The sequence below is a fragment of the Xylanibacter ruminicola 23 genome (assembly GCF_000025925.1).
Taxonomy (GTDB): Bacteria; Bacteroidota; Bacteroidia; order Bacteroidales; family Bacteroidaceae; genus Prevotella; species Prevotella ruminicola.
Genome location: NC_014033.1, coordinates 788,734 through 813,019, shown reverse-complemented (window position 1 = coordinate 813,019; position 24,286 = coordinate 788,734). Strand labels below are relative to the sequence as shown.

The following is a 24,286-nucleotide window of genomic DNA, read 5'->3' as shown; positions in this document are numbered from 1 at the left end:
GTTATTGTTTTTTAAATAAAAGAATTACTCTTCCATCAGTTTACGGTATCGGGCGCGTTTGGGCTCCTCTAAGCCTAAGCGCTGGGCCTTGTTACTCTCGTACTCGCTGTAGTTACCCTCGAAGTAGAACACATTTCCTTCGCCCTCGAAAGCCAGGATGTGTGTACAGATACGATCCAGGAACCAACGGTCGTGACTGATGATAACAGCACAACCGGCAAAAGCCTCCAGACCTTCCTCGAGCGCACGCAGGGTGTTTACGTCAATATCGTTGGTAGGCTCATCGAGCAACAGCACATTGCCTTCCTGTTTCAGGGCGATGGCCAGGTGCAGACGGTTACGCTCACCACCTGAGAGCACGCCGCACTTCTTTTCCTGATCGGCACCGCTGAAGTTAAACCTACTCAGGTAAGCACGCACGTTTACATCCTTACCACCCATACGGATGGTCTCGTTACCCTGACTCACCACCTCGTAAACCGACTTGGTGGGGTCGATATCCTTATGCTGCTGATCCACATAGCTCAGCTTCACGGTCTCACCTACGGCGAACTGTCCGGCATCGGGTTTGTCCAAGCCCATAATCAAGCGGAACAACGTGGTTTTACCCGCACCGTTAGGACCAATCACACCCACAATACCATTTGGTGGCAGGTTGAAGTTCAGATCGGTAAACAATGTTTTCTCGGGGAACGACTTAGCTACGTGCTCGGCCTCGATCACCTTATTACCCAGACGAGGTCCGTTAGGAATAAAGATTTCCAGTTTCTCTTCCTTCTGCTTCTGCTCCTCGTTCAGCATCATCTCGTACGAGTTCAGACGGGCTTTACCCTTAGCGTGACGGGCCTTAGGCGCCATACGCACCCACTCCAACTCGCGCTCCAGAGTCTTGCGACGCTTCGAAGCCGATTTCTCTTCCTGTGCCAAACGCTGACTCTTCTGCTCCAGCCAGCTTGAGTAGTTACCCTTCCAGGGGATACCCTCGCCGCGATCCAGTTCCAGAATCCACTCAGCCACATCGTCCAGGAAGTAACGGTCGTGCGTAACGGCAATCACCGTACCCTCGTACTGCTGCAGGTGCTGCTCCAACCAGTCAATACTCTCAGCATCCAGATGGTTGGTAGGCTCATCGAGCAACAACACATCAGGCTTCTGCAGCAACAAGCGGCACAAAGCCACACGGCGGCGCTCACCACCCGAGAGGTTCTTCACGCTCCAATCGCCAGGAGGACAGTTCAGAGCAGCCATCGCGCGATCCAGCTTCGAGTCCATATTCCAGGCATCGGTAGCGTCGATGATATCCTGCAGTTCAGCCTGACGCTGCATCAGCTTATCCATCTTATCGGCATCCTCGTAATATTCTGGTAATCCGAACTTTACGTTTATCTCGTCGTACTCGGCCAGCGCATCGTACACGTGCTGCACGCCTTCCATCACGTTCTCCTTTACCGTTTTCTCCTCGTTCAAAGGTGGTTCCTGTGGCAGATAACCCACACTGTAGCCCGGGCTCCACACCACGTTTCCCTGATACTGCTGATCCAGTCCGGCGATAATCTTCATCAACGTAGATTTACCGGCACCATTCAAACCGATGATACCAATCTTAGCGCCATAGAAAAAGCTCAGGTAGATGTTTTTGAGTACTTGTTTCTGATTTTGCTGGATAGTTTTGCTCACGCCAACCATCGAGAAAATCACTTTCTTGTCGTCAACTGTTGCCATATTGATTTATTGATTTTTGTTATTTGGCGCAAATTTACTAAAAATCCTTGAATTGTGCTTTGTTTTCGGCAAATTTCTTTGCCAAACAGATTATTTTGCCTATTTTTGCACCTAACAAACATTAATTATTTAGGTTATGGTAAAGCATATTATTCTTTGGACATTGAATCCAGAACTGAGTGAAGAGGAGAAGCAGACCGTTAAGGCAGGTATCAAGGCTGGTCTTGAGGGATTGGTAGGTAAGGTACCGGGGCTGCTTGATGTTAAGGTTCATATCGATGGCCGTCTGGCTTCATCAAATGCCGACGTGATGCTCGACAGCACGCTCGAAAGCGAAGAAGCGCTGAAGGGCTATGCCGTTCACCCCGAGCATGTAGCCGTAGCCAACGGTAAGGTTCGTCCTTACACCGTTCAGCGCTCCTGCCTCGATTTCGAGATCTAAACCATATTCTGTGGTTTTCCGCTAATAAAGCAACGTACATTTTCGGTTGCTACCTGTATCAGTCGCACTCTTGCTTCGGTGCTTGCCCAAGCAATGTGCGGCGTGATATAAGCGTTGGGCTGCTTCTGCAGTTTATTATCAGCAGCAGGCGGTTCAACGGTCATCACATCAGCGCAGAAGGCACCCAGGCGTCCTTCTTCCAGCGCTTCAGCCACAGCATCGTCGTCAATCAGCGGTCCGCGACCGGTATTAATCAGGATGGCCGATGGCTTCATCTTCTTCAGACTCTCTTTATTAATAAGGTGACGCGTGCTGTCGGTTAACGGACAGTGCAGCGACAGCACATCGCTGGTAGCCAGCAACTCATCCAGATTTACTTTCTCGATACCGGCAGGCAGCACCTCTTTACTGCTCAGCGCCTTTACCTTCATACCGAAAGCCAGCGCAATCTGGGCCACACGCATACCGATATTTCCCAAACCTACAATGCCGAATGTCTTACCGGCCAGCTCGGTCAGTGGGGCATCCCAGTAGCAGAAGTCCTTACTCCTACTCCACTTGCCCTCGCGGTTCTGCTGGGCATAATGCTCTGTTCGGTTAGTTACCGTAAGCAGATGCGAGAACACCATCTGTGCCACGCTCTCGGTGCTGTAAGCCGGCACGTTGGTTACCACAATGTCGCGCTCGTGTGCCGCCTTGATATCCACCACGTTGTAGCCTGTTGCCAGCACGCCGATATACTTCAGCTTGGGCAACTGTGCCATCACCTCGCTGGTTATCAGCACCTTGTTGGTTAACACCACGTCGGCCTCGGCCGCACGTACTACCGTCTCCTGGGGCGCCGTACGCTCATACACCGTAACATCGCCCAACTTCTCCAGCTCGTTCCACGACAAATCGCCAGGATTAGCTGTGTACCCGTCAAGAATTACTATTTTCATTGTTGTGTTAGAATTTGGTGCAAAGATACAATTTTTTTTTGTAATTTGCCAGAAAAGAATTAATTTTGCACCCGAAATGGAAAAATTTGAAGAACAATTACGTAATGATCTGCACCAGTTTCTGCAGAGTTTGAACGAGGTAGATGAGCGCCTGCCCGAGTGCCCCGATGTAGAAGACAAGTGGGAGGAGATAGCCAAGGCTTATATCCCCGATGGCATTCGCGAGTTCCAGGCTTATCCTTCGGCCTCGTTGGGTTGGATGATGTATATCGGTCTGGCCGTAGCCAAGATGTGGGATACCGAATGGGAGATCTACTCGAAGGTAGAAGACCTGTATGCTTACATGCGCGACAAGCGCGGCTACGATGCGATGGACGAATACATCCGTGAGGAAGTACTCCTGCTGCAGGGCGACGATTACAGCGCTCTTGAAAAACTTACCGGCGAGTGCGCCCAGCGTGTTTACAACGCACTGATGCACCAGCACCTGGAGCCCGGCACCAAAGAGGCTTTCAACGGTTATGTGAGCTGTCTGCACCAGCTTTACCTGATGGGAGCTGCCGTACAGCTTAAGCGCATGGGTTATCACATGACCAAGGTACAGTAAGCCCTACGCCCTCTTGCTGATAACAACAAAAAATAAGCCCCGCCGATTGGCGAGGCTTAAATTTTAATATCTCAAGTAAATAAATTACTTTTTGTTCAGGGCGAGGTCGATAGCAACTGCTACAGAAACAGTAGCACCTACCATTGGGTTGTTACCCATACCCAGGAATCCCATCATCTCAACGTGTGCAGGTACTGATGAAGAACCAGCGAACTGAGCGTCAGAGTGCATACGGCCCATGGTGTCGGTCATACCGTAAGAAGCAGGACCAGCAGCCATGTTATCTGGGTGCAGAGTACGACCGGTACCACCACCAGAAGCTACTGAGAAGTAAGGCTTACCAGCGAGTACGCGCTCCTTCTTGTAAGTACCAGCTACTGGGTGCTGGAAACGTGTTGGGTTTGTAGAGTTACCAGTGATTGATACATCTACGTTCTCCTTCCACAGGATAGCTACACCCTCACGTACGTCGTCAGCGCCATAGCACTTAACCTTCAGACGGCTTGGGTTGTTACCATAAGGAACCTCCTTAACCACGTTCAGATCACCAGTGAAGTAATCGAACTTAGTCTGTACGTATGTGAAACCGTTGATACGGCTGATGATCTGAGCAGCGTCCTTACCAAGACCGTTCAGGATAACGCGAAGAGGATTCTTACGAACCTTGTTAGCCATCTCAGCAATCTTGATAGCACCCTCAGCAGCAGCGAAGCTCTCGTGACCAGCGAGGAAAGCGAAGCACTCAGTCTCCTCACGGAGCAGACGAGCGGCGAGGTTACCGTGACCGATACCTACCTTACGATCGTCGGCTACTGATCCGGGGATACAGAAGCTCTGCAGACCGATACCGATGGCCTCAGCAGCCTCGGCAGCAGTCTTAACGCCCTTCTTGATGGCGATAGCAGCACCACAAACATATGCCCATTTAGCGTTCTCGAAGCAGATCAGCTGTGTGTCCTCACACATCTGATATGGATCGATACCAGCCTTTTCACAAATCTCATTGGCCTCCTCGATAGAGTTGATGCCATTCTCCTTCAGAGCAGCAAGAACCTGGTTGATACGGCGCTCCTGACTCTCAAACTGTACTTTTCTAATCATTGTCGTATCCTCCTATTATTCTTTACGTGGATCAATTGCCTTAACTGCACCCTGCTCCTCGGTTGTACGACCGTAAGAACCAGTGAACTTCTTCATAGCCTCGTTGGCGTCCATACCGTTCTTGATGGCCTCCATCATCTTGCCGAGGTGTACATACTCGTAACCGCAAACCTCGTTGTTAGCGTCGAGGTACTGCTTTGTGATGTAACCCTCAGTGAGCTCGAGGTAACGTGTACCCTTAGCAACGGTGCCATAAAGTGTACCAGTCTGTGAGCGAAGACCCTTACCGAGGTCCTCAAGACCAGCGCCGATAGCCAGACCGCCCTCAGAGAAAGCACTCTGTGTACGTCCGTAAACAATCTGCAGGAAGAGCTCGCGCATAGCGGTGTTGATAGCATCGCAAACGAGGTCTGTGTTCAGAGCCTCGAGGATGGTCTTACCAGGCAGAATCTCAGAAGCCATAGCAGCTGAGTGAGTCATACCAGTACATCCGATGGTCTCAACAAGAGCCTCCTGGATTACACCGTCCTTAACGTTCAGGCTCAGCTTGCAGGCACCCTGCTGAGGTGCGCACCAGCCAATACCGTGGGTGTAACCAGAAATTTCCTTGATTTCCTTTACTGCTACCCATTTGCCCTCCTCGGGGATAGGTGCAGGTCCATGGTAAGCGCCCTTACAAACGCTACACATGTTCTCCACTTCTTTTGAATAAATCATTGATAATAAAACATTTAAATGTTAAACAACTTAATATATCCTTCTTTTTGACCTACAAAATTACTCCAATTATTTGATATTACCATTTTTAGGGTCTATCATTTAGGAATTATTAACCAACTAGCAGGTTTACAGACCTCTATACTTCAGGAAACCCGAAGCGTCGGGGTTCTTCATGCCAGTAAAGTCGGTAAACATCTCCATCTGGTCCTTGGTGTTACCGCGGCTCAGCACCTTCATTCGGAAGGCATCGCCGGTCTCGGGTTTCAAGGCGCCCAACTTCTCAAAGGTATCGGCTACGTTGCAGGCCAGCACCTCGGTCCACAGATAGCTGTAGTAGCCGGCAGCATAACCTCCGCCCCAAACGTGGTTGAAGTAAGAAGTGCTGTAGCGTGGTGGAATCTGGGTATCGTAAAGACCGATCTTCTTCAGCGCGTCGATTTCGAACTGCGCAGCGTCGTCGGCTGTAGGTATCTCGTTTACTGAAAGATGGTGCCAAGCCAGATCCAGACAAGTAGCAGCCAGGTTCTCGCCCAGGGCGTAGGCTGTTTGGAAGTTAATGCTCTTCAGCATCTTCTCCTTCAGGTCGGCAGGCATAGGCTCACCGGTAACAGCGTGCTTGGCGTAGTGGTCGAAGATCTCAGGAATCGAGGCAAAGCTCTCGTTAAACTGCGATGGCATCTCCACAAAGTCGCGAGCCACAGCGGTACCGCTCAGGGTGTTGTAATAACAGTTAGAGAGCATACCGTGCAGGGCGTGACCAAACTCATGGAACAGTGTTGTTACCTCGTCCCAGGTAATCAGCGTGGGCTGACCCTCGGGAGCCTTGGCATAGTTGGTTACATTATATATAATAGGCAACTGCTGGCGCAAGCCGCTCTGCTTGGCAAAAGCGCTCATCCAGGCACCGCCGCGCTTGGTGGGGCGGCGGTAAGGATCGCTATAGAACAAAGCCAGCATTTTTCCATTCTTATCGCGTACCTCAAACACCTTCATGTCGGGGTGATAAGTAGGCACATCCTTGCGCTGTACGAAGTTCAAACCGTAAACACGATGAGCTGCGTAGAACACACCGTTCACAATCACGCTGTCGATGTTAAAGTAAGGTTTTACTTCGTCGTCGCTCAGGTTCAGCATCTCCTGCTTCATCTTAGCCGAATAGTAGAAACGGTCGTAAGGCTGCAGCTTGAAGTTGGGTCCCATCTCCTTGCGGGCAAACTCCTCGATGGCCCTGGTTTCGGCCTGGGCCTTTGGTGTGTACTCAGCAATCAGCTGCTTTAGGAAGTTGTACACATTGTCAGAGTTTTTAGCCATCGTACGCTCCAGCGAGTACGAGGCGTAGTTCTTATAGCCCATCAGCTCGGCCTTCTCGGCGCGCAGCTTAGCAATCTCAACTACCAGGGGGAAGGTGTTGTACTGATCAGAGCCGTCGGCACGATGACGTGAAGCCTCGAACACACGGCGACGCAGATCGCGGTTTTCCAAGCTGCTCAGGATAGCCTGCTGGGTAGTGTTTACTATCACGATAGCGTAAGGAGCCTTACCTCCACGAGTCTCGGCATCCTTCTTGCACTGGGCAATATCGGCATCGCTCAAGCCCTTCAGCTCGTCCTTGCTATATACCCAAACCACAGCGTTGTTGGTAGCAGCGGGCAGCATGTCGCCCCACTGCTGCTGCAGCTCCGATATACGCATATTAATCTGCATCATGCGCTCCATCTTGGCATCATCCAGCAGAGCACCCGAACGTACAAAACCCTTATATACCACCTCGGTCAGGCGCTTGTCTTCGCCCTTCAGGTTCTTGTACTCGTTGTCGTAAACATATTTCACACGCTTAAACAGCGCCTTGTTGAACGAGATCTCGTTCTCCAGCTCAGTCAGCAGCGGTGTCGACTTCTTCTCAGCCTCGGCAATGGCGGGCGTCTTGTGTGCGCTGGCCAGTCCCTCGGCTACGTTCAGCCATTTGTCAAGCTCCAGTCCGCTCTTCTCCAACGCCAGGATGGTGTTCTTGAAGGTAGGCTTCTGCTTGTTGCTTACAATTTTGTTGATCTCCTGTCGCTTCAGCTTGATAGCCTTCTCGATGGCAGGCAGGTAGTCGGTTTCCTTAATCTTGCTGAAATCGGGTGCGCCCTTAGGCAGTCCGTCAGCGGCAAAAGTTGGCAGCATCACAGCTGCGATACTCATCGTCATGAGTGTTCTTTTAAAATTCATATCCATTAATGTTAGTTTATAAAGTAAAGTCTATTTATTTGAGTGTGGCAGGTGGAACTTATACTGGTTGGTCATCACCTCCTTCACGGTGTTAATCTCCAGGAACTTGGTGCCACCGCCCTCGCCTACGTTTCCACTCAGGTAGGCAATCTTATCAGCATCCTGCACGTAACCCTTCTGGCGCAGCATGCGTACAGCCGCATGGAACAGCACCTCGTTGTCGATATGCTCCTTCTGAAATACAGGGATTACACCATATGAAAGGTTCAGCAGACGCTGCAGTTTATCGTTGTAGCAGATAGCCAGCACGGGGTTAGGACCACGGAAGGCAGCCAGGTTGCGAGCGGTGTCGCCCGAGCTGGCGTCGGTGATGATACCCTTCACACCCAGCTTTTCGGTGGCCTCGATAGCCGAGTGAGCCATAAACTCGCGGATATCGCATGTTGGTGACAGGGGCACCTCGATGTCGTTCTCGCGCATCTTGTCCTTCTCAGCCTGTTCGGCGATAGCGGCCATGGTGCGAACGGCCTCTACAGGATATTTTCCGCTGGCAGTCTCGCCCGACAGCATCAGTGCATCGGTGCGATAGTAGATAGCATTAGCAATATCAGTAACCTCGGCGCGTGTGGGGCGTGGGTTATTAATCATGGTGTGCAGCATCTGTGTAGCAACGATTACAGGCTTCTTAGCGCGTACGCACTTGCGGATAATCTGTCGCTGGATACCAGGAATACGCTCGATGGGCACCTCGATACCCAAGTCGCCACGTGCAATCATGATACCGTACGAAGCCTCGATAATCTCGTCGATATTGTCCACACCCTCCTGGTTCTCGATTTTCGAGATAATCTTGATGTCGCTGTTGTAGGCATCCAGGATAGCCTGCACGGCACGCACGTCGGCAGCCGAGCGCACAAAGCTGTGAGCAATAAAGTCGATGTCCTGGTCGATGGCCAGTTTAATGTTCTTGCGGTCCTTCTCGGTCAGCGTAGGCAGTGCGATGTGAACACCGGGCACGTTTACGCTCTTGTGCGAACCCAGCACACCGTCGTTCTGCACCTGAGCGATTACAGCTGGACCGTTGATACCGATCACCTTCATGTCGAGTGCACCGTCGTCGAACAGGATATGACAACCCTCGTGTACGTCGGCAGCAAAGTCGGCATACGACAGGTTAATGATGTCGTGCGTGGTATCCATTTCGGGGCGACCGAAAATCTTCACCACATCACCTGTTTTATAGGCGATGGGCTCTGGGCATCCGGTGGTACGCACCTCAGGACCCTTGGTATCGATAAGGATACCAATGTGGTGGCTCACGCTACGCACATTATTAATTATGTTTTTAATACCCTGTTCATCGGCATGCGCCGTGTTCATTCTCACTACATTCATGCCTGCCTCGAAGAGACTGCGGATGAAATCCTGATCACATCTTCTGTCACTAATGCTAGCTACAATTTTTGTCTGCTTCATGTTATTTTTCCTTCATTTTGTGGTGCAAAGATACAAAAAAACGGCCAAAAAGCGGTGATTTTTGTGATTTTTTGAAAAAAAAACGAGAAATATTTTCGTAATCGGCTGAAAATTAGTAACTTTGCAGTCCGAAATCGAAGAATTTCGAGTTTACACATTATTAATATATAAAAGAGAAAGAAACAGATAAAGAAATGACAAAGGCAGAAATCATCAACAGAATTGCTGAAGAGACCGGCCTGGCTAAGAAAGATGTAGCCATCTCAGTAGAGGCATTCATGGAGTGCATCCGCGAGAGTCTCGCTTCTGAGAAGGAGAATGTATATCTGCGTGGCTTCGGTACTTTCGTAGTGAAGCGTCGTGCTCAGAAGACCGCCCGCAACATCTCTAAGAACACCACACTGGTAATCGAGGCTCACGACTTTCCCGCCTTCAAGCCTTCGAAGAGCTTTATTGAAAAAATGAAGTAATTAACATTATAAATTATTAAGTATTATGCCAAACGGAAAGAAAAAGAAGGGCCACAAGATGGCTACTCACAAGCGTAAGAAGCGCCTGCGCAAGAATCGTCATAAGAGCAAGTAAATCTTGATCCTCTGTGACCAATAGTAAAGAAATGAAAGGAGTGTGTCTTGCTAATCTATAATGGATAGCGGCACACCCTTTTTAGTGCTAACGAGACATTCCCTCAAGAATTTTTAAGGAAAACAATTAAGGAGAAAGACAATGACAAGTGAAGTTATCATTGATGTGCAGCCAAAGGACATAAGCATTGCCCTGCTCGAGGATAAGCAGCTGGTAGAGTACCAGCAGGAGCAGCGCACGGCGTCGTTCTCGGTGGGCAACATTTATGTGGCAAAGGTCAAGAAGCTGATGCCAGGACTTAACGCTTGTTTCGTTGATGTCGGAGCCGAACGTGTTGCATTCCTGCATTATCTTGATCTGGGAACTCAATTTAACTCTTACGAGAAATATCTGAAACAGGTAGTGAGCGACCGCAAGAAGCTCTACCCTATCCAGAAAGCCCACATCCAGCCAGAACTTAAAAAGGATGGCAGCATTGCCAACACCTTGAAGGTTGGTCAGGAAATACTGGTACAAATTGTAAAGGAACCTATTAACACCAAGGGTCCACGCCTCACCTGCGAGTTGAGTTTTGCCGGCCGTTATCTGGTGCTCATTCCTTTCGAGGACGGTGTTTCTGTTTCGACCAAAATCAAGAAGGGCGAAGAACGTAGCCGACTGAAACAGCTTATTCAGAGCATCAAGCCAAAGAATTTCGGTGTTATTGTACGTACAGTAGCCGAGGGAAAGCGCGCAGCTGAACTTGATGCCGAGCTGAAGATACTGTTGAAGCGTTGGGAAGACGTGATTAGCAAAGTACAGAAGACCACAGAGCGACCACAACTCTGCTTCGAGGAGGAAAGCAGGGCCGTAGCACTGTTGCGCGATCTCTTCAATCCCACTTACGACGGCATCCATGTAAACGACAGCGGCATCTACGACGAAATCAAGAACTATCTGGGACTCATCGCACCCGAAAAGAAGGATATCGTTAAGCTCTATAACGGCACGGTACCCATTTTCGACAATTTCGATGTAACCAAGCAACTCAAGTCGGGCTTTGGAAAAACGGTAAACTACAAACATGGTGCTTATCTGATTATCGAACACACAGAGGCCATGCATGTAGTGGATGTGAATAGCGGTACGCGAATCAAGAAAGAGAACAATCAGGAGGCCAACGCCCTCGAAACCAACCTTGGAGCTGCCGACGAGCTGGCCCGCCAGCTCAGGCTCCGTGATATGGGTGGTATCATCATCGTCGACTTTATCGACATGAAGTTACCCGAGGACCGCCAGCTGCTCTACGAGCGCATGTGCAAGAACATGCAGAAGGACAGAGCCAAGCACAATATCCTGCCCCTTTCTAAGTTCGGATTGATGCAGATTACCCGTCAGCGCGTTCGCCCCGCTATGAATGTGAACGTCGAGGAAACCTGCCCCACTTGTTTCGGTAAAGGTACTATCAAGTCGAGCATCCTGTTCACTGATACCCTCGAGAGTAAGATTGACACCCTAGTAAATAAGATAGGTATGCGCAAGTTCTATCTGCACGTTCATCCCTACGTTGCCGCCTACATTAACCAAGGCCTATTCAGCCTCAAGATGAAGTGGCAAATGAAGTACGGACTGGGCGTACGGGTCATCCCCTCGCAGAAGCTGGCGTTCCTTCAGTACGAGTTCTATGATGCCGACAGGCAATATATAGACATGAAGGAAGAAATCGAAACAAAGTAATAAAACTCTTATATCGAAAACCTATGCTCACACTAAAAATCCTATTCTGGGCCATGTTGCTCATAGTATTCTACACCTATTTAGGTTATGGAATTCTATTATACATCATCCTCAGGCTAAAACGGCTTTTTGCGGGCGCTCCCCGCAAGGCCGTCGTGCCTGCCGATGAGCAGCTGCCCACCATCACCCTGCTTATTTGTGCTTATAACGAAGAAGATGTGGTGCCCGAGAAGATGGCCAACACCCTGGCTATCGATTACCCCCGCGAAAAGTTCCGTATTATGTGGGTAACCGATGGCAGCACCGACCGCACCAACGAGCTGCTTAAGGCCTACCCCGAGGTTGATATCGTGTTCAGCCCCGAGCGCCGCGGCAAGTCGGCCGCCCTTAAGCACGGTTTGCAGGAACTCAAGACCCGCTATGTGGCCTTTACCGATGCCAACACCATGATTAATCCAGGCGCCATGAAGGAGATTGCCCGCCTGTTTACCGACCCCACCGTGGGCTGTGTATCGGGCGAGAAACGCGTGGCCGCCCGCAAGGAGGGCCAGATGGCTGCCGAGGGCGAAGGTCTGTACTGGCGCTACGAGAGCACCTTGAAACGTTGGGACAGCGAGCTGTTCTCGGCCATGGGTGCCGCCGGCGAACTCTACGCCATCGACCCCCAGCTGGTACGCGAGGTTCCCGACAATGCCCTGTTAGACGATTTCATGATGTCAATGTTTGTGGTACAGGATGGCAAGCGCATCGCCTACACCCCCGATGCCTACGCTCAGGAGTACGGCTCTGCCAACATTTTTGAAGAGAGCAAACGCAAGCGCCGTATCGCTGCCGGCGGACTTCAAAGCATCTGGTGGTTGCGCAGTTTGCTCAACCCCATCAAGTACCCGCTGGTAAGCTTCCAGTACATCAGTCACCGCGTGCTGCGTTGGAGCATTACTCCAATCGCAATGGTTATCTTACTGGGTATCAACATATTACTTTCTGTAATGCGCGCAGGTTCGTTTTTCGATTTGATGTTAGCAGCACAGATTTTGTTCTATCTAGGCGCCTTTGCCGGCTGGCTTTTGGCCCGTCACGGCGTTAAGAACAAGCTGCTTTACACCGCCTACTATTTTGTTTTTATGAACCTCAATGTTTTTCGCGGAATGGCCTACCTGCGCAGCCATAATCACAGTGGCGCTTGGGAAAAAGCCAAGAGAAGTTGAAAATTTTGCTAATTTTCTTTCATTTTTCTTTTGTGTTTACAAAAAAAGCATTACCTTTGTAGCCAAATAGTGATTTTTAATAACAACATGGAATATAGCGAGAAGGAAGTAATGCTTCAGAAATATGCGGAGGCCAATCGCAAATTATCCCTTGCGCAAGAACAGCTAGCCATCGCAACCCAGAAGCTGAAAGAATATGAGGAGAAGGCCCAAAAAGCAGAAAAAGCGAGCAAGATGAAGTCGCTTTTCCTGGCTAATATGAGCCACGAAATCCGCACCCCCTTGAATGCCATCGAGGGTTTCTCTCGCGTATTGGTCGAGACCGATTCACAGGACGACCGCATGAAGTTCTTCGAAATCATTGAAAGCAACAACAACCGTTTGATGAGCCTGGTAAACGAGATTCTCGACCTCTCACGTGTAGAGGCCGGCGAAATCACGATGAAGAAGTCGAGCACCGACCTCAACCAGCTCTGCGACAGTATCAAGAATCTGTTTAAGTTCCGTTGCCCCGAGACGGTTAAGCTCAGTTGGAAGAAGCCCAATATGGCCGTTACCTTCAACACCGATGCCAACCGTATCACCCAGGTATTCTCAAACCTTATCAGCAACGCCTTGAAACATACTTCGGCCGGCAGCATCACCTATGGTTACCGCATGCTCGACGAAGGCTCAAACATCGAATTCTTTGTGCAAGACACCGGTACGGGTATTGCCCCCGAGGATCTTCAGCATATCTTTAACACCTACGTTTCTCGCGATGCCGAGACCAACAACAACGGCTACGGCCTTGGTTTGGCGCTCTGTAAGATTATTGTCGAGAAGCTGGGCGGTAAGATCTATGTCGAGTCGAAGCTTGGCGAGGGTTCGCTGTTCCACTTTGTGCTGCCCTTCGAGGGTACCATTGGCGGCATAGCACCAGCCCGCAACACCACCACCTCGAATGTTCGCACCATCCGTGTAAGCGGTCGCCCCGACGATAAGAACAAGAAGACCATCCTGGTAGCCGAGGACGAGGACAGCAACTACGAACTGGTAAAAATTGTGCTCCACAAGCGTTACCGCCTTATTCGTGCCCATAACGGTATCGAGGCTGTAACCATGAACGAGGAAGAGCACCCCGATCTGATACTGATGGACATTCGTATGCCCGAGATGAACGGTCTTGATGCCACCCGCATCATTAAGGAGATAGATACCGACACACCCGTTATCGCCCTGAGCGCCTATGCCTTCGAGGAGAATATCCGCGATGCAAAGGATGCTGGCTGCGACGAGTTCATGGCCAAGCCATTCAAGGTTGAGAACCTGATCGAGATAGTTGGCAAATACCTCGACTAAGCATAACTACACATATATTTTTTATACTCACACATTATGGGAAAACTTGCTGTACAAAAGTACTTTTCATTCTCCATTCTTATTCTCACCGTACTTGTCATGATATTCACCCTTGTAGGTCTCTACGGTGGTGATGTTCAGCCTGCAGGTAATACAGCCCGCGCCATGCTGGTTTATGCCCTGCCCGTGCTGATAGCAGCCAATGTGGTACTGTTTCTTTACTGGGTTATTATGCGCCGTTTCCATTGGGCTTTCATTCCGCTCATTGCCATCATGTGCTGCATCCCCTACTCAGGCACCATCTATCAGTTTGGTTCGCTCGATGAGCATGCCGACATCAAGCCCGGCATCAAGATTGCTACCTACAACGTGGCCATGTTCGGTCGCGAAACCTCAGGCTTTATTGCCCAGGATATTCTGAGCGAGATGAAGAAGCAGAAGGTGGATGTGGCTTGTTTCCAGGAGTATAACGACCAGAGCGGCGACAAGAAGAACAGCGACTCTTACAAGGAGTACTTCCCCTATATGGCCCAGGGCGAGCACGATATGGTTATCTACAGCCGTTACCCCATCGTTAAGTCGAAGAACATGAACTTCGAGATGACCAACAACAGCGCCATGTGGGCCGAGGTAAACTACAAGGGAACCGTTATCCGTGTGTATAACGCCCACTTGGAAACCACCGGTATCAACGGTACCATGTACAGAGCCGGCAAGCTCATGAGTCAGGGTATGGACATTGAGAGCAACGCCTTACTACGCGCCCTATACGGCAACTACACCATAGGTATGATAGCCCGCTCGGGCCAGGCCAACGTGCTGGCGCAGGATATGCGTAATTGCGAGCGCCCCATCATTGTATGCGGCGACTTCAACGATGTGCCCTACTCTTACGTTTACAACACCATGCTGGGCGATAAGGTGGATGGCTTTACCGAGTGTGGCAGCGGCTTTATGTACACCTTCCGTGGTGGAAAAAAGAAGGTGCGCATCGACTATATTTTCCACGATAAAACCTTCTTAGGTCTGTCGTATTACAAGCGCGAATTGAGTTATTCCGACCACAACCCCGTGTTCTCAAAAATTCAGATTCCTCAGGATCAACAGAAGTAACAACATAAAGAATCCCGCCTGTTCAGAGCGGGATTTTTTTATTGCACGATTTTAAACCTTACGCGGAACGATCGTTCCTGTTCGTCCCAGTTGGTGCCCAGCAGTTCAAAGCGCCCTATCTGACTGGTGCTTCTTACGTGCTTACCGATGCAGGGACACACATCATAATCGCCAATGCGCACCAGGCGGATGGTCTCCGATGCATCATCGGGCAGTCGGTCAAGCGTCACATCATCGGGTATCGTGTCGCGGGTCACAAACTCAAACGTCACAGGCAAGTCCTGTGCTATCAGGTCGTTCATGCGCTCCTCAATCTCACGCTCCTCGGCGCGCGATGGTTTCTGGGCCAGATGGAAACTCATCTTACTCTTCTTACGCTCCACATGGGCATTATACGATCGCCCGCAGTCAAACATCCTGATCATCGTCTGGTTCAGCAGATGCTCGGCTGTATGGGCTGGTGGAAACTCCTCCTTGTTGTGCTCGTTCAATACAAAATCGGCCATATCTTTAAAATTTTGGCGCAAAAATACGAATTTTAACTAAAAAAAACAAGTTTCTTGCAACTTTTTCCGCCTTACATGCGTCAAAAGAATAAAATAAAACAACTAAATAAATAAATGAATATGAAAAAGGTATTATTTTTGATGGTATGTGCTTTGGCGCTCACATCGTGTAAGTTAGATTTGGGTATCAACAAGGTAACTCCCAGCGACAACATCGTAACCAAGACCTATAAGGTTGATACTTTCGAGGAAGTAAACATGAGTTGCGTGGGCCACGTAGAGATCGTGCAGGACGTGAAAAAGAGCGGCACCATCGAGCTCACTGCTCCCGACAATTATATTGAATACTACAAGTTCGAAAGTGGCAACGGCGCACTGAACATTAAGTACACACAGAAAAATCTCAATCTGAACACACAAGAGGTAAAAATCAAGGTTTATACTGCCGACCTTACCAAGGTTACCAATAGTGGTGCCTCTAACATTAAGATGGACAGTCTGGATACCGATAAATTAGAGATTACCAATAGTGGTGTTGGTGAGATTGCAGTCAGCGGTATTGCCGATGATGTTGAGTTGCGCAATAGCGGTGTTGGCAGTATCGAGGCTGGCAACCTAAAGGCACTGAACGTAACAGCCAGCGTATCAGGTGTGGGCAGCATCAAGTGTTATGCTTCCGAAAGCATCGAAGGCCGCGTGTCGGGTGTAGGATCGTTAGAGTACGGCGGTCATCCCAAGAAGAAGGATACCCACCGCTCCGGTGTCGGCAGCATCAGTGAGATCTAATTATTAGGCACGGATTACGCGGATTAACACGGATTTTTTTAGGCACGGATTTACACGGCTTTAATAAATTAAAAACACGGCTTTGGTTATTTCAACTTTAGCCGTGTTCTTTTTATTATAAATCCGTGTCTTTTTTATAAAAAAAAGCCGTGTTCGCTCGGCTTTGCCGCTTGGCTCGTCCAAGAATCCGTGCCTAATAATATTTACGCGCGGAATTTTAGGATGGCGGCGCCGTTCTCGGGAACTTCAACCTGAACGGACTCGTCGCGCTTAAAATGGAGGCGCGATTTCGTGTCGGTTAGCAAGTCGGTTACCTGCGCGTTTTTCTCGCTCAAGCCCAAGTAATCGAAGGCATGGGCGGGAATATTTACGTTTACGGTGGTAGCCTGATCGGCAAAGTTGGCAATCACCAGGATGGCCTCGGTGCCGTGCTTGCGTATAAACGCATACTGGCGCTGCAGATGGCCGTTGGCATACATCAGGTCGAACATCTCGCCCTGCGTGATAGCCTTCTCCTTTTGTGCCAGCGTCATCACCTTGCAATACATATCGTAGATATACTTTTCGCGGATGGTATATTTGCGGTTAGCCGCACGCACCATGGTGTCCACGCTCCAGTAGTCGAAAATGGTGGTTCGTCCGTCGCAGCCGCTAAAGCCCTCCTTGTCCATACCACGCTCGCCATACTCCTGTCCGAAGTAAATCATCAGCGGGTTCTGCTGCAGCAGGGCCGATACCACTAAGCCCGGTATGCCCTTGCGGCCGTCGCCGGCAAAAAAGTCGCTGGCCACGCGCTGCTCGTCGTGATTCTCCAGGAAGTACAGCATGTGCTGCTTGATATCATCCGTCTGCTGCCAGGCGCCTGTTATCGCATGGGCACTCTGCTGGTTGCAAATCACGCTGCGCACCGTATCGTACATGCCCACCTTGTCGTACAGGTAGTCGAATCCGGCACCCAGGTAGTTGCGATACTCGCCGGGGTTATACACCTCGCCGATAAACACGCACTCGGGATAGCGGTACTTCACCTTATCCGTGGCCCAATGCCAGAAGGCAGCAGGCACCATCTCGGCCATGTCGCAACGGAATCCGTCAACGCCCTTAGCCGCCCAGAAGAGCAGTATATCCGTCATCTTATCCCATGTATTGGGGATAGGATTAAAGTGGCCCACGCCGCCGGCATAGTAATCCACGCCGTAGTTCAGCTTCACCGTCTCGTACCAGTCGTTCATGCCTGGTGCATTGTGGAAACAGTCGTTACCCGTGGCCTTGGCAGGCTCCTCGTCATACTCCTCGGCCTCGCCGTGATACAAGTCGAAGTAAGGATGGAAACGCTGTCCGGGACAATAATAGAAGTTGTTCTGCGGGTCGAATCCGTTCTGTGGGTTATCCTCCTCGCCCAGGTCCTTCACCCCTTTGGGCTTGCAGATAGAGTGATACTGACGAGCCACATGGTTAGGCACAAAGTCGATAATCACCTTCAGTCCGGCCTTGTGTGTGCGCTCTACCAGCGCCTCAAACTCCTGCATGCGCTGCTCTACGTTCTCGGCCAGATCAGGGTCGATATCATAGTAGTCGGTAATGGCGTAAGGCGAACCAGCCTTACCCTTCACCACCGCAGCGTGCTGACGTGGAATGCCGTACTGGGTGTAATCGGTTTGCGATGCATGTCGGATAACACCTGTGTACCAAATATGGCTCACGCCCATCTCCTTGATAGCTTTCAAGGATTTGGGCGTGAAGTCGTTCAGTTTTCCGCAACCGTTCTCGGCCAATGTTCCGTCCTCATGGCGCGTCACATTCTTATTGCCGTACAAGCGGGTAAACACCTGATAAATAATTATCTTCGAACTATTCATCATTAATGTTTAATGTTTCATGTTTAATCTTACTCAATACCGTGTGCATTGACCTCTTTGTTGATCTTAACGATCATACCCTGCAGGGCCTTACCAGGACCGCACTCTGTAAAGTCGTCGGCACCATCGGCAATCATGTTCTGTACGCTCTGAGTCCAGCGAACCGAGCTTGTGAGCTGAGCAATCAGGTTAGCCTTGATCTCAGCAGGATCGGTATGAGGCTTAGCATCTACGTTCTGGTAAACGGGGCACTTTGGAGTCTTAATCTCAGTAGCCTCGATAGCTGCCTGCAGCTCGTCCTTAGCAGGCTGCATCAGTGGCGAGTGGAAAGCACCACCTACCTTCAGCACCAGTGCACGCTTAGCACCAGCAGCCTTCAAGCGCTCGCAAGCCTCCTCGATAGCCTCAACGTTACCGCTGATAACCAGCTGTCCAGGACAGTTATAGTTAGCGGCTACTACTACACCCTTACCCAGCTTGCTAACCTCGGCGCAAACCTGCTCTACAGTCTCATCGGGCAGAGCAATGATAGCAGCCATAGTTGAGGGCTGAGCCTCGCAAGCCTTCTGCATAGCCATAGCACGAGCGTAAACCAGCTTCAAGCCATCCTCAAAACTCAGGGCACCAGCAGCTGTAAGAGCCGAGAACTCACCCAGTGAGTGACCAGCAGCCATCTTAGGATCGAAAGCGTCGCCCATGCAGAGTGCCGAGATAACGCTGTGAAGGAAAACGGCAGGCTGTGTAACCTTAGTCTGCTTCAGCTCCTCGTCGGTACCAGCAAACATAATATCGGTAATACGATAGCCAAGAATCTCGTTAGCCTTCTCAAAAAGTTCCTTTGCCAGGGGGTTGGTATCATACAGATCCTTACCCATTCCTACAAACTGTGCTCCCTGTCCGGGAAAAACAAATGCTTTCATCTTTCTTTAATTTTACTATTTTACAATTTTACTATTTCACTATCTAAAACTCCTCCTTTTTTCCTCCTTTTGCTCTTTTCAGGATGCAAAATTACTAAAACTTTCTGAAAAATGCACCCTAATGACTATTTTTTTGCCGAAAGTGGTGATAATATCGAAAAATCTGTGTAATTTTGCACTTAGAAAGAGAACAGATGGCAAAAATGAAGCTTATTGTAATGACGAAACCCACATTCTTCGTCGAAGAGGACAAGATACTTGTGAACCTCTTCGAGGAGGGATTGGATAATCTGCACCTGTACAAACCAGGTGCTTCGCCCATGTATTCTGAGCGCTTACTGACTCTGCTTGGCGACGACTATCACAACCGCATAACCGTTCACGGCCACTTCTATTTAAAAGAGGAGTATCGCCTGCGCGGTATACATATCGACGATGCGTTCACCGAGGCTCCCGTTGGCTATAAGGGCAACATCAGCCGCACGTGCCACGCTATCAGCGAACTCAAGGAAACAAAGAAAAAGTCGAACTATGTTTTCCTACACTCTATTTTCGACAGTCAGACCAATGCCGACGAGAAGCAGTCGTTTACGATGGACGAGTTACGCGCAGCCTCCAAGCAGGGCCTGATAGACAAGAAGGTTTACGCCTTAGGAGGAATGAATCTCGACCGCGTGAAGGAGATTAAGGATTTAGGCTTTGGTGGCATGGTGATATGCGGCGACCTATGGAACCGCTTCAACATCCACAACGAGATCGACTACAAGGCCTTACTTAACCACTTCGAAAAACTGCGAAAAACGATTGATTAGCATGCTAAAGTACTAATATAAAAATATAAATAGGTATTAACAATGAGTGATAAGAGCTCCTTTTTGGTATTCTCAGGAACAGCCACGAGATACCTGGCAGAAAGAATCTGTCAAAGTCTTGGTTGCCCGTTAGGTAAGTTACAAATCACCAAATTCTCTGATGGAGAGTTTGCTGTTTCGTACGAGGAAAGTATCCGCGGTCGCGACATCTTCCTGGTTCAAAGCACCTTCCCCAGTTCCGACAATTTGATGGAGTTGCTGCTGATGATTGATGCAGCCAAGCGCGCTTCGGCCCGTACCATCAATGCCGTTATCCCCTACTTCGGATGGGCCCGCCAGGACCGTAAGGATAAGCCCCGTGTAAGCATCGGTGCCAAGCTGGTGGCCGATCTGCTCAGCGCTGCTGGTGTTAACCGTGTGATCACCATGGACCTGCACGCCGACCAGATTCAGGGTTTCTTCGATGTTCCTGTCGATCATCTGTATGCATCAAACGTTATTCTGCCCTACCTGCAGTCGCTTAAGCTCGACGAGCTGGTAATCGCATCACCCGATGTTGGTGGTTCAAAGCGTGCCAGCACCTACGCCAAGTACCTGGGCTGCCCACTGGTATTGTGTAACAAGACTCGTGCCCGCGCCAACGTGGTAGCATCTATGCAGATTATTGGTGATGTAGCAGGTAAGAACGTAGTGATTATCGACGATATGGTTGATACTGCCGGTACCATTACCAAGGCAGCCGACCTGATGAAGGAGAACGGTGCACTCACTGTTCGCGCTTGCGCCAGCCACTGTGTGATGAGTGGTCCTGCCAGCGATCGTGTACAGGCTTCGGCCCTCGAGGAGATTGTATTCACCGACTCTATTCCTTACACCCAGCGTTGTGCTAAGATTAAGCAGCTCAGTGTAGCCGAGATGTTTGCCGAGGCCATCCAGCGTGTAATCGACAACAAGAGCATCAGCGATTTGTACATTGTATAATGACAAATAAAAGTTTTATCGGACTGGCAGTTGCAAGCTTCATGCTTTGCGCCTGCCAGTCTGATGTTTATCAGATTAAGGGTTGCGCTACCCAGCTGAAGGATGGCGACACCGTAACCCTGGCATTCGAAGACCCGCCACAAAAGGTTCTTGGCCAGGCCATCGTTAGCGGCGGCACCTTTAAGTTTGCCGGCACCACCGATACCACGCTGTTCTGCCGTGCCTATCTCAACCGCCAGCAGCTCACCAGCTGCAGCTTCTTCCTCGAACCTGGCGAAATCACCATCGAGCTCAACCAGCACCCCCGCCCATCGCGTGTGTCGGGTACCCAGCTCAACAATCAGTGGCAGGCCCTTAACGATACCGTGCAGAAGCTTGGCACCCAGCTTATCCGCCTGGCCCAGCTCTCCACCCGTACCAACGCCGCCCATCGCCAGCAGTTGCAGCAGCAGGTAGACAGTCTGCACCGCCGCATCAGCGATTGCATCACTCAAACCGGCCAGCGTAACCGGCAAAACGTTTTAGGACGATACATCATCCAGAATTATAAAAAACCCGAGTTCAGAGATTGAACCCGGGTTCTTTTTTATGCTTGTACCAATGTAATTACACGGTGTGTGCAGGCAGCTCCAGCCACTTAATGTAGCAGAAGTCCTGACGGTGAGGCAGCTCCTTATGCTTAGGATACATACGGATGGCGCTCTTGAACTGTCCAGCCTGCTGTGGAGCCAGTGTAGCCTCAAAGATATAGTTGTTACCCTCGTGGCCCACCATCTTCAGTGGCTCGATCGAGAAGATACGCTCCTCGCCCTCCTTATTAATATGTACGTTCACCTTCTCGAGTGCTACAGCATCCTCCAGTCCCTGCTCGTCAATCACGTAGCGGATGGTGTACTTCTGTGCAGTCTCGATACCGGCAGCAGGATAATCCCACTCGGCGCTAACCACGTGGATGGCATCCCAGCGCTCAGCTACGGTCTCCTTCCACTGAGCCAGTTCCTTGGCCAGCTTGTTGTTGTCCTTGCTCAGAGCCTTAAAGCGCTTAGCCTGCTTGTTGTAGAACTTCTCGTAGTAGTCGTCAAGCTGTCGCTTCATGGTGTAGTGAGGAGCAATCTGAGCAATCGAGTTCTTGATTACCTTCACCCAACCCTTCGACAGGCCAGTCTTCTTATCCTTATCGTAGTACAATGGGATAATCTCGTTCTCCAGCAGGTGGTAGATGGTAGCAGCATCCAGGTTGTCCTGGTAGCCCTGGTTCTGGTAGGTACGCTTCTCGGTAAGAGCCCAACCGGCACCCTCGCGATAGCCCTCAAGCCACCAACCGTCTTTTACTGAGAGGTTTACTACACCGTTCATCTCGGCCTTCTCGCCCGATGTACCCGATGCCTCCAGCGGACGTGTAGGAGTGTTCATCCAGATATCTACACCCGATACCAAGCGGCGGGCCAGCAGGAAGTCGTAGTCCTCCAGGAAGATGATCTTGCCCAGGAACTCGTCGCGCTGCGAAATCTCGTAGATGCGCTGGATCAAGCCCTGACCGGCACCATCAGCTGGGTGAGCCTTACCAGCAAACAGGAAGATTACTGGGTGCTCAGGATCGTTCACAATCTTGCTCAAGCGCTCCAGGTTGGTAAACAGCAGGTGTGCACGCTTGTAAGTAGCAAAGCGGCGGCAGAAACCGATTACCAGTGCGTTAGGATTCATACCCTCGAGCAGTGAAACCACACGCGAAGGATCGCCCTGGTTCTTCAGCCACTTCTCGCGGAACTGCTCCTTGATATAGTCAAACAGCTTGTTCTTCAGTGCCATACGTGTGGCCCAAACCTCCTCATCAGGACAGTTGTAGATGCCGTGCCAGATTTCCTCGTTGCTCTGGTCACTCATGTGCTTAGCATCAAAGTACTTGGCATACACCTTACGCCACTCGGTAGCACACCATGTGGGGAAGTGAACACCGTTGGTAACATAACCTACGTGGTTCTCCTCGGGATAGTAGCCGGCCCAGATAGGTGCAAACATCTTCTGGCTTACCCAGCCGTGCAGCATTGATACACCGTTAACCTCCTGACAGGTGTTGCAGGCAAATGTACTCATGCAGAAACGCTCGCTGTGGTCGTTAGGATTGATACGACCCATGCCGATGAACTCGTCCCACGAGATACCCAGCTTCTGTGGGTAACCGCCCATGTACTTGCCAAACAGACCCTCGTCGAAGTAGTCGTGACCGGCAGGTACTGGTGTGTGAACGGTGTAAAGACCGCTGGCACGAACCAGCTCCAGAGCCTGGTTAAATGTCAGACCCTCGTCGATATAGTCGCACAGGCGCTGCAGGTTACACAGGGCAGCGTGTCCCTCGTTACAGTGGTAGATATCCTTCTTAATGCCCAGCTTCTTCAGCAGCAGCATACCACCGATACCCAGCAGAATCTCCTGCTTCAAGCGGTTCTCCCAGTCGCCACCATACAGGCTGTGGGTGATAGGCTTGTCAAACTCCGAGTTCATCTCGTTATCAGTATCCAGCAGGTACAGCTTTACACGACCCACGTTTACACGCCAAACATAAGCATGAACCTGGTAGTTGGTGTAAGGCACATCAATCACCATGGGGCTACCATCCTTGTCAAGCTGCCGCTCGATAGGCAGGTTGCTAAAGTTCTGTGCCTCGTAGTTGGCCACCTGCTGTCCCTCCATCGAGAGGCTCTGTGTAAAGTAACCAAAACGGTACAGGAAACCAACGGCACACATATCAACATTAGAGTCAGAAGCCTCCTTCACGTAGTCACCGGCCAGCATACCCAGACCACCCGAATAAATCTTCAGGGCAGAGTGGATACCGTACTCCATACAGAAGTAAGCCACCGATGGGCGCTTCTTGTCGGGTTCAACGTCGATATACTTACGGAACAAGGTGTAAACGCTCTTAATGCGCTTCATCAGCGCCTTATCCTTTACAATTTGCTCTTTACGGGCAAAACTCAGTCGCTCAAGCAGCATAACTGGGTTGTGTTTTACCTCATGATAAAGCTCAGGGTCCAGGTCGCGGAACAAGTCGCGAGCCTCGTAGTTCCATACCCACCACATGTTGTGGGCAATCTCGTCCAAACACTTCAGTTCTTCAGGAAGACTCGACTTCACGGTCAAATCCTTCCACATTGGAGCATTTGCATAATCAGCTTTAATTTTCATAATCTCTCAAATTTTTATTTGAATTCTTCTTTAATTTTCTAACAATTAATGTT

The 24,286-nt window shown here is 50.2% G+C and carries 20 protein-coding genes and 1 pseudogene; 11 read left to right on the top strand and 10 right to left on the bottom strand.

The features are described 5' to 3' along the window. Window positions 1–24: 24 nt before the first annotated feature. Window positions 25–1,722: an energy-dependent translational throttle protein EttA gene (ettA, locus tag PRU_RS03520; RefSeq protein WP_013063660.1), complete on the bottom strand. Its 1,698-nt coding sequence runs from the start codon at window positions 1,720–1,722 to the stop codon at window positions 25–27. Window positions 1,723–1,858: 136 nt separating this feature from the next. On the opposite strand from ettA, the gene PRU_RS03515 reads away from it, so the two are divergent. Beyond that, a complete protein-coding gene (locus tag PRU_RS03515; protein ID WP_013065314.1) occupies window positions 1,859–2,164 on the top strand; it encodes a Dabb family protein in 306 nt (101 codons plus the stop codon). On the opposite strand, the gene PRU_RS03510 is transcribed toward PRU_RS03515, so the two are convergent. Continuing rightward, a complete protein-coding gene (locus tag PRU_RS03510) occupies window positions 2,161–3,105 on the bottom strand; it encodes a D-2-hydroxyacid dehydrogenase (protein WP_041385626.1) in 945 nt (314 codons plus the stop codon). The genes PRU_RS03515 and PRU_RS03510 overlap by 4 nt on opposite strands. A gap of 76 nt (window positions 3,106–3,181) precedes the next feature. On the opposite strand from PRU_RS03510, the gene PRU_RS03505 reads away from it, so the two are divergent. Continuing rightward, complete coding sequence (locus PRU_RS03505; RefSeq protein ID WP_013063815.1) at window positions 3,182–3,712, top strand: hypothetical protein; 531 nt, start codon at window positions 3,182–3,184, stop codon at window positions 3,710–3,712. Between the two features lie 84 nt (window positions 3,713–3,796). On the opposite strand, the gene PRU_RS03500 is transcribed toward PRU_RS03505, so the two are convergent. From PRU_RS03500 to pyk, 4 genes are all read right to left on the bottom strand, one after another. After that, on the bottom strand, window positions 3,797–4,813 hold the full coding sequence (locus PRU_RS03500) for a GGGtGRT protein (protein ID WP_013063070.1): 1,017 nt from the start codon (window positions 4,811–4,813) through the stop codon (window positions 3,797–3,799). Window positions 4,814–4,828: 15 nt separating this feature from the next. After that, window positions 4,829–5,530, bottom strand: coding sequence for an iron-sulfur cluster assembly scaffold protein (locus tag PRU_RS03495; RefSeq protein ID WP_013065322.1), 702 nt, complete (start codon window positions 5,528–5,530; stop codon window positions 4,829–4,831). A 129-nt stretch (window positions 5,531–5,659) separates the two neighbouring features. Further along, complete coding sequence (locus tag PRU_RS03490) at window positions 5,660–7,750, bottom strand: M3 family metallopeptidase (protein ID WP_041385624.1); 2,091 nt, start codon at window positions 7,748–7,750, stop codon at window positions 5,660–5,662. Between the two features lie 24 nt (window positions 7,751–7,774). Next, window positions 7,775–9,220, bottom strand: coding sequence for a pyruvate kinase (pyk, locus tag PRU_RS03485; RefSeq protein WP_013064982.1), 1,446 nt, complete (start codon window positions 9,218–9,220; stop codon window positions 7,775–7,777). A 194-nt stretch (window positions 9,221–9,414) separates the two neighbouring features. Here pyk and PRU_RS03480 point away from each other — a divergent pair, with 194 nt between their 5' ends. From PRU_RS03480 to PRU_RS03460, 5 genes are all read left to right on the top strand, one after another. Then, window positions 9,415–9,690, top strand: coding sequence for an HU family DNA-binding protein (locus tag PRU_RS03480; RefSeq protein WP_013063334.1), 276 nt, complete (start codon window positions 9,415–9,417; stop codon window positions 9,688–9,690). 256 nt (window positions 9,691–9,946) lie between these two features. Beyond that, window positions 9,947–11,521: an Rne/Rng family ribonuclease gene (locus PRU_RS03475; RefSeq protein WP_013063881.1), complete on the top strand. Its 1,575-nt coding sequence runs from the start codon at window positions 9,947–9,949 to the stop codon at window positions 11,519–11,521. A gap of 23 nt (window positions 11,522–11,544) precedes the next feature. Further along, window positions 11,545–12,729, top strand: a complete 1,185-nt coding sequence (locus PRU_RS03470) for a glycosyltransferase family 2 protein (protein WP_013064671.1) — start codon at window positions 11,545–11,547, stop codon at window positions 12,727–12,729. A gap of 87 nt (window positions 12,730–12,816) precedes the next feature. Beyond that, on the top strand, window positions 12,817–14,070 hold the full coding sequence (locus tag PRU_RS03465) for an ATP-binding response regulator (RefSeq protein ID WP_049769067.1): 1,254 nt from the start codon (window positions 12,817–12,819) through the stop codon (window positions 14,068–14,070). 36 nt (window positions 14,071–14,106) lie between these two features. After that, window positions 14,107–15,183, top strand: a complete 1,077-nt coding sequence (locus PRU_RS03460) for an endonuclease/exonuclease/phosphatase family protein (protein ID WP_013063143.1) — start codon at window positions 14,107–14,109, stop codon at window positions 15,181–15,183. Between the two features lie 38 nt (window positions 15,184–15,221). On the opposite strand, the pseudogene PRU_RS03455 reads toward PRU_RS03460, so the two are convergent. Further along, window positions 15,222–15,683, bottom strand: a pseudogene (locus PRU_RS03455) (alanyl-tRNA editing protein); the annotation flags it as partial. Between the two features lie 126 nt (window positions 15,684–15,809). Between PRU_RS03455 and PRU_RS15205 the strand changes: the two are divergent. After that, window positions 15,810–16,475: a GIN domain-containing protein gene (locus PRU_RS15205; RefSeq protein WP_177168152.1), complete on the top strand. Its 666-nt coding sequence runs from the start codon at window positions 15,810–15,812 to the stop codon at window positions 16,473–16,475. Between the two features lie 203 nt (window positions 16,476–16,678). On the opposite strand, the gene PRU_RS03445 is transcribed toward PRU_RS15205, so the two are convergent. Together PRU_RS03445 and fabD are read right to left on the bottom strand one after the other, a co-directional pair. Then, on the bottom strand, window positions 16,679–18,337 hold the full coding sequence (locus tag PRU_RS03445; protein WP_013063395.1) for an alpha-amylase family glycosyl hydrolase: 1,659 nt from the start codon (window positions 18,335–18,337) through the stop codon (window positions 16,679–16,681). A gap of 26 nt (window positions 18,338–18,363) precedes the next feature. Further along, the gene (fabD, locus tag PRU_RS03440) at window positions 18,364–19,254 is read right to left on the bottom strand and encodes an ACP S-malonyltransferase (RefSeq protein WP_013064140.1); all 891 of its coding nucleotides are present in this window, start codon (window positions 19,252–19,254) and stop codon (window positions 18,364–18,366) included. A gap of 203 nt (window positions 19,255–19,457) precedes the next feature. Here fabD and PRU_RS03435 point away from each other — a divergent pair, with 203 nt between their 5' ends. Genes PRU_RS03435 through PRU_RS03425 form a run of 3 tightly spaced genes read left to right on the top strand, consistent with a single transcriptional unit; the run spans window position 19,458 to window position 21,619 of the window. Continuing rightward, entirely contained in the window at window positions 19,458–20,066 is a 609-nt protein-coding gene (locus PRU_RS03435; RefSeq protein ID WP_013063409.1) for a thiamine phosphate synthase, read from the top strand. A gap of 42 nt (window positions 20,067–20,108) precedes the next feature. Then, window positions 20,109–21,047: a ribose-phosphate pyrophosphokinase gene (locus PRU_RS03430; protein ID WP_013063227.1), complete on the top strand. Its 939-nt coding sequence runs from the start codon at window positions 20,109–20,111 to the stop codon at window positions 21,045–21,047. Further along, window positions 21,047–21,619 carry a DUF4369 domain-containing protein gene (locus PRU_RS03425; RefSeq protein ID WP_013063625.1) on the top strand — a complete coding sequence of 191 codons (573 nt, stop codon included), beginning with the start codon at window positions 21,047–21,049 and terminating at the stop codon, window positions 21,617–21,619. The genes PRU_RS03430 and PRU_RS03425 overlap by 1 nt, the downstream gene beginning before the upstream one ends. A 34-nt stretch (window positions 21,620–21,653) precedes the next feature. Here the strand turns inward: PRU_RS03425 and glgP are convergent, their stop codons facing one another. Beyond that, entirely contained in the window at window positions 21,654–24,233 is a 2,580-nt protein-coding gene (gene glgP / locus PRU_RS03420; RefSeq protein ID WP_013064138.1) for an alpha-glucan family phosphorylase, read from the bottom strand. Between the last annotated feature and the right edge of the window lie 53 nt (window positions 24,234–24,286).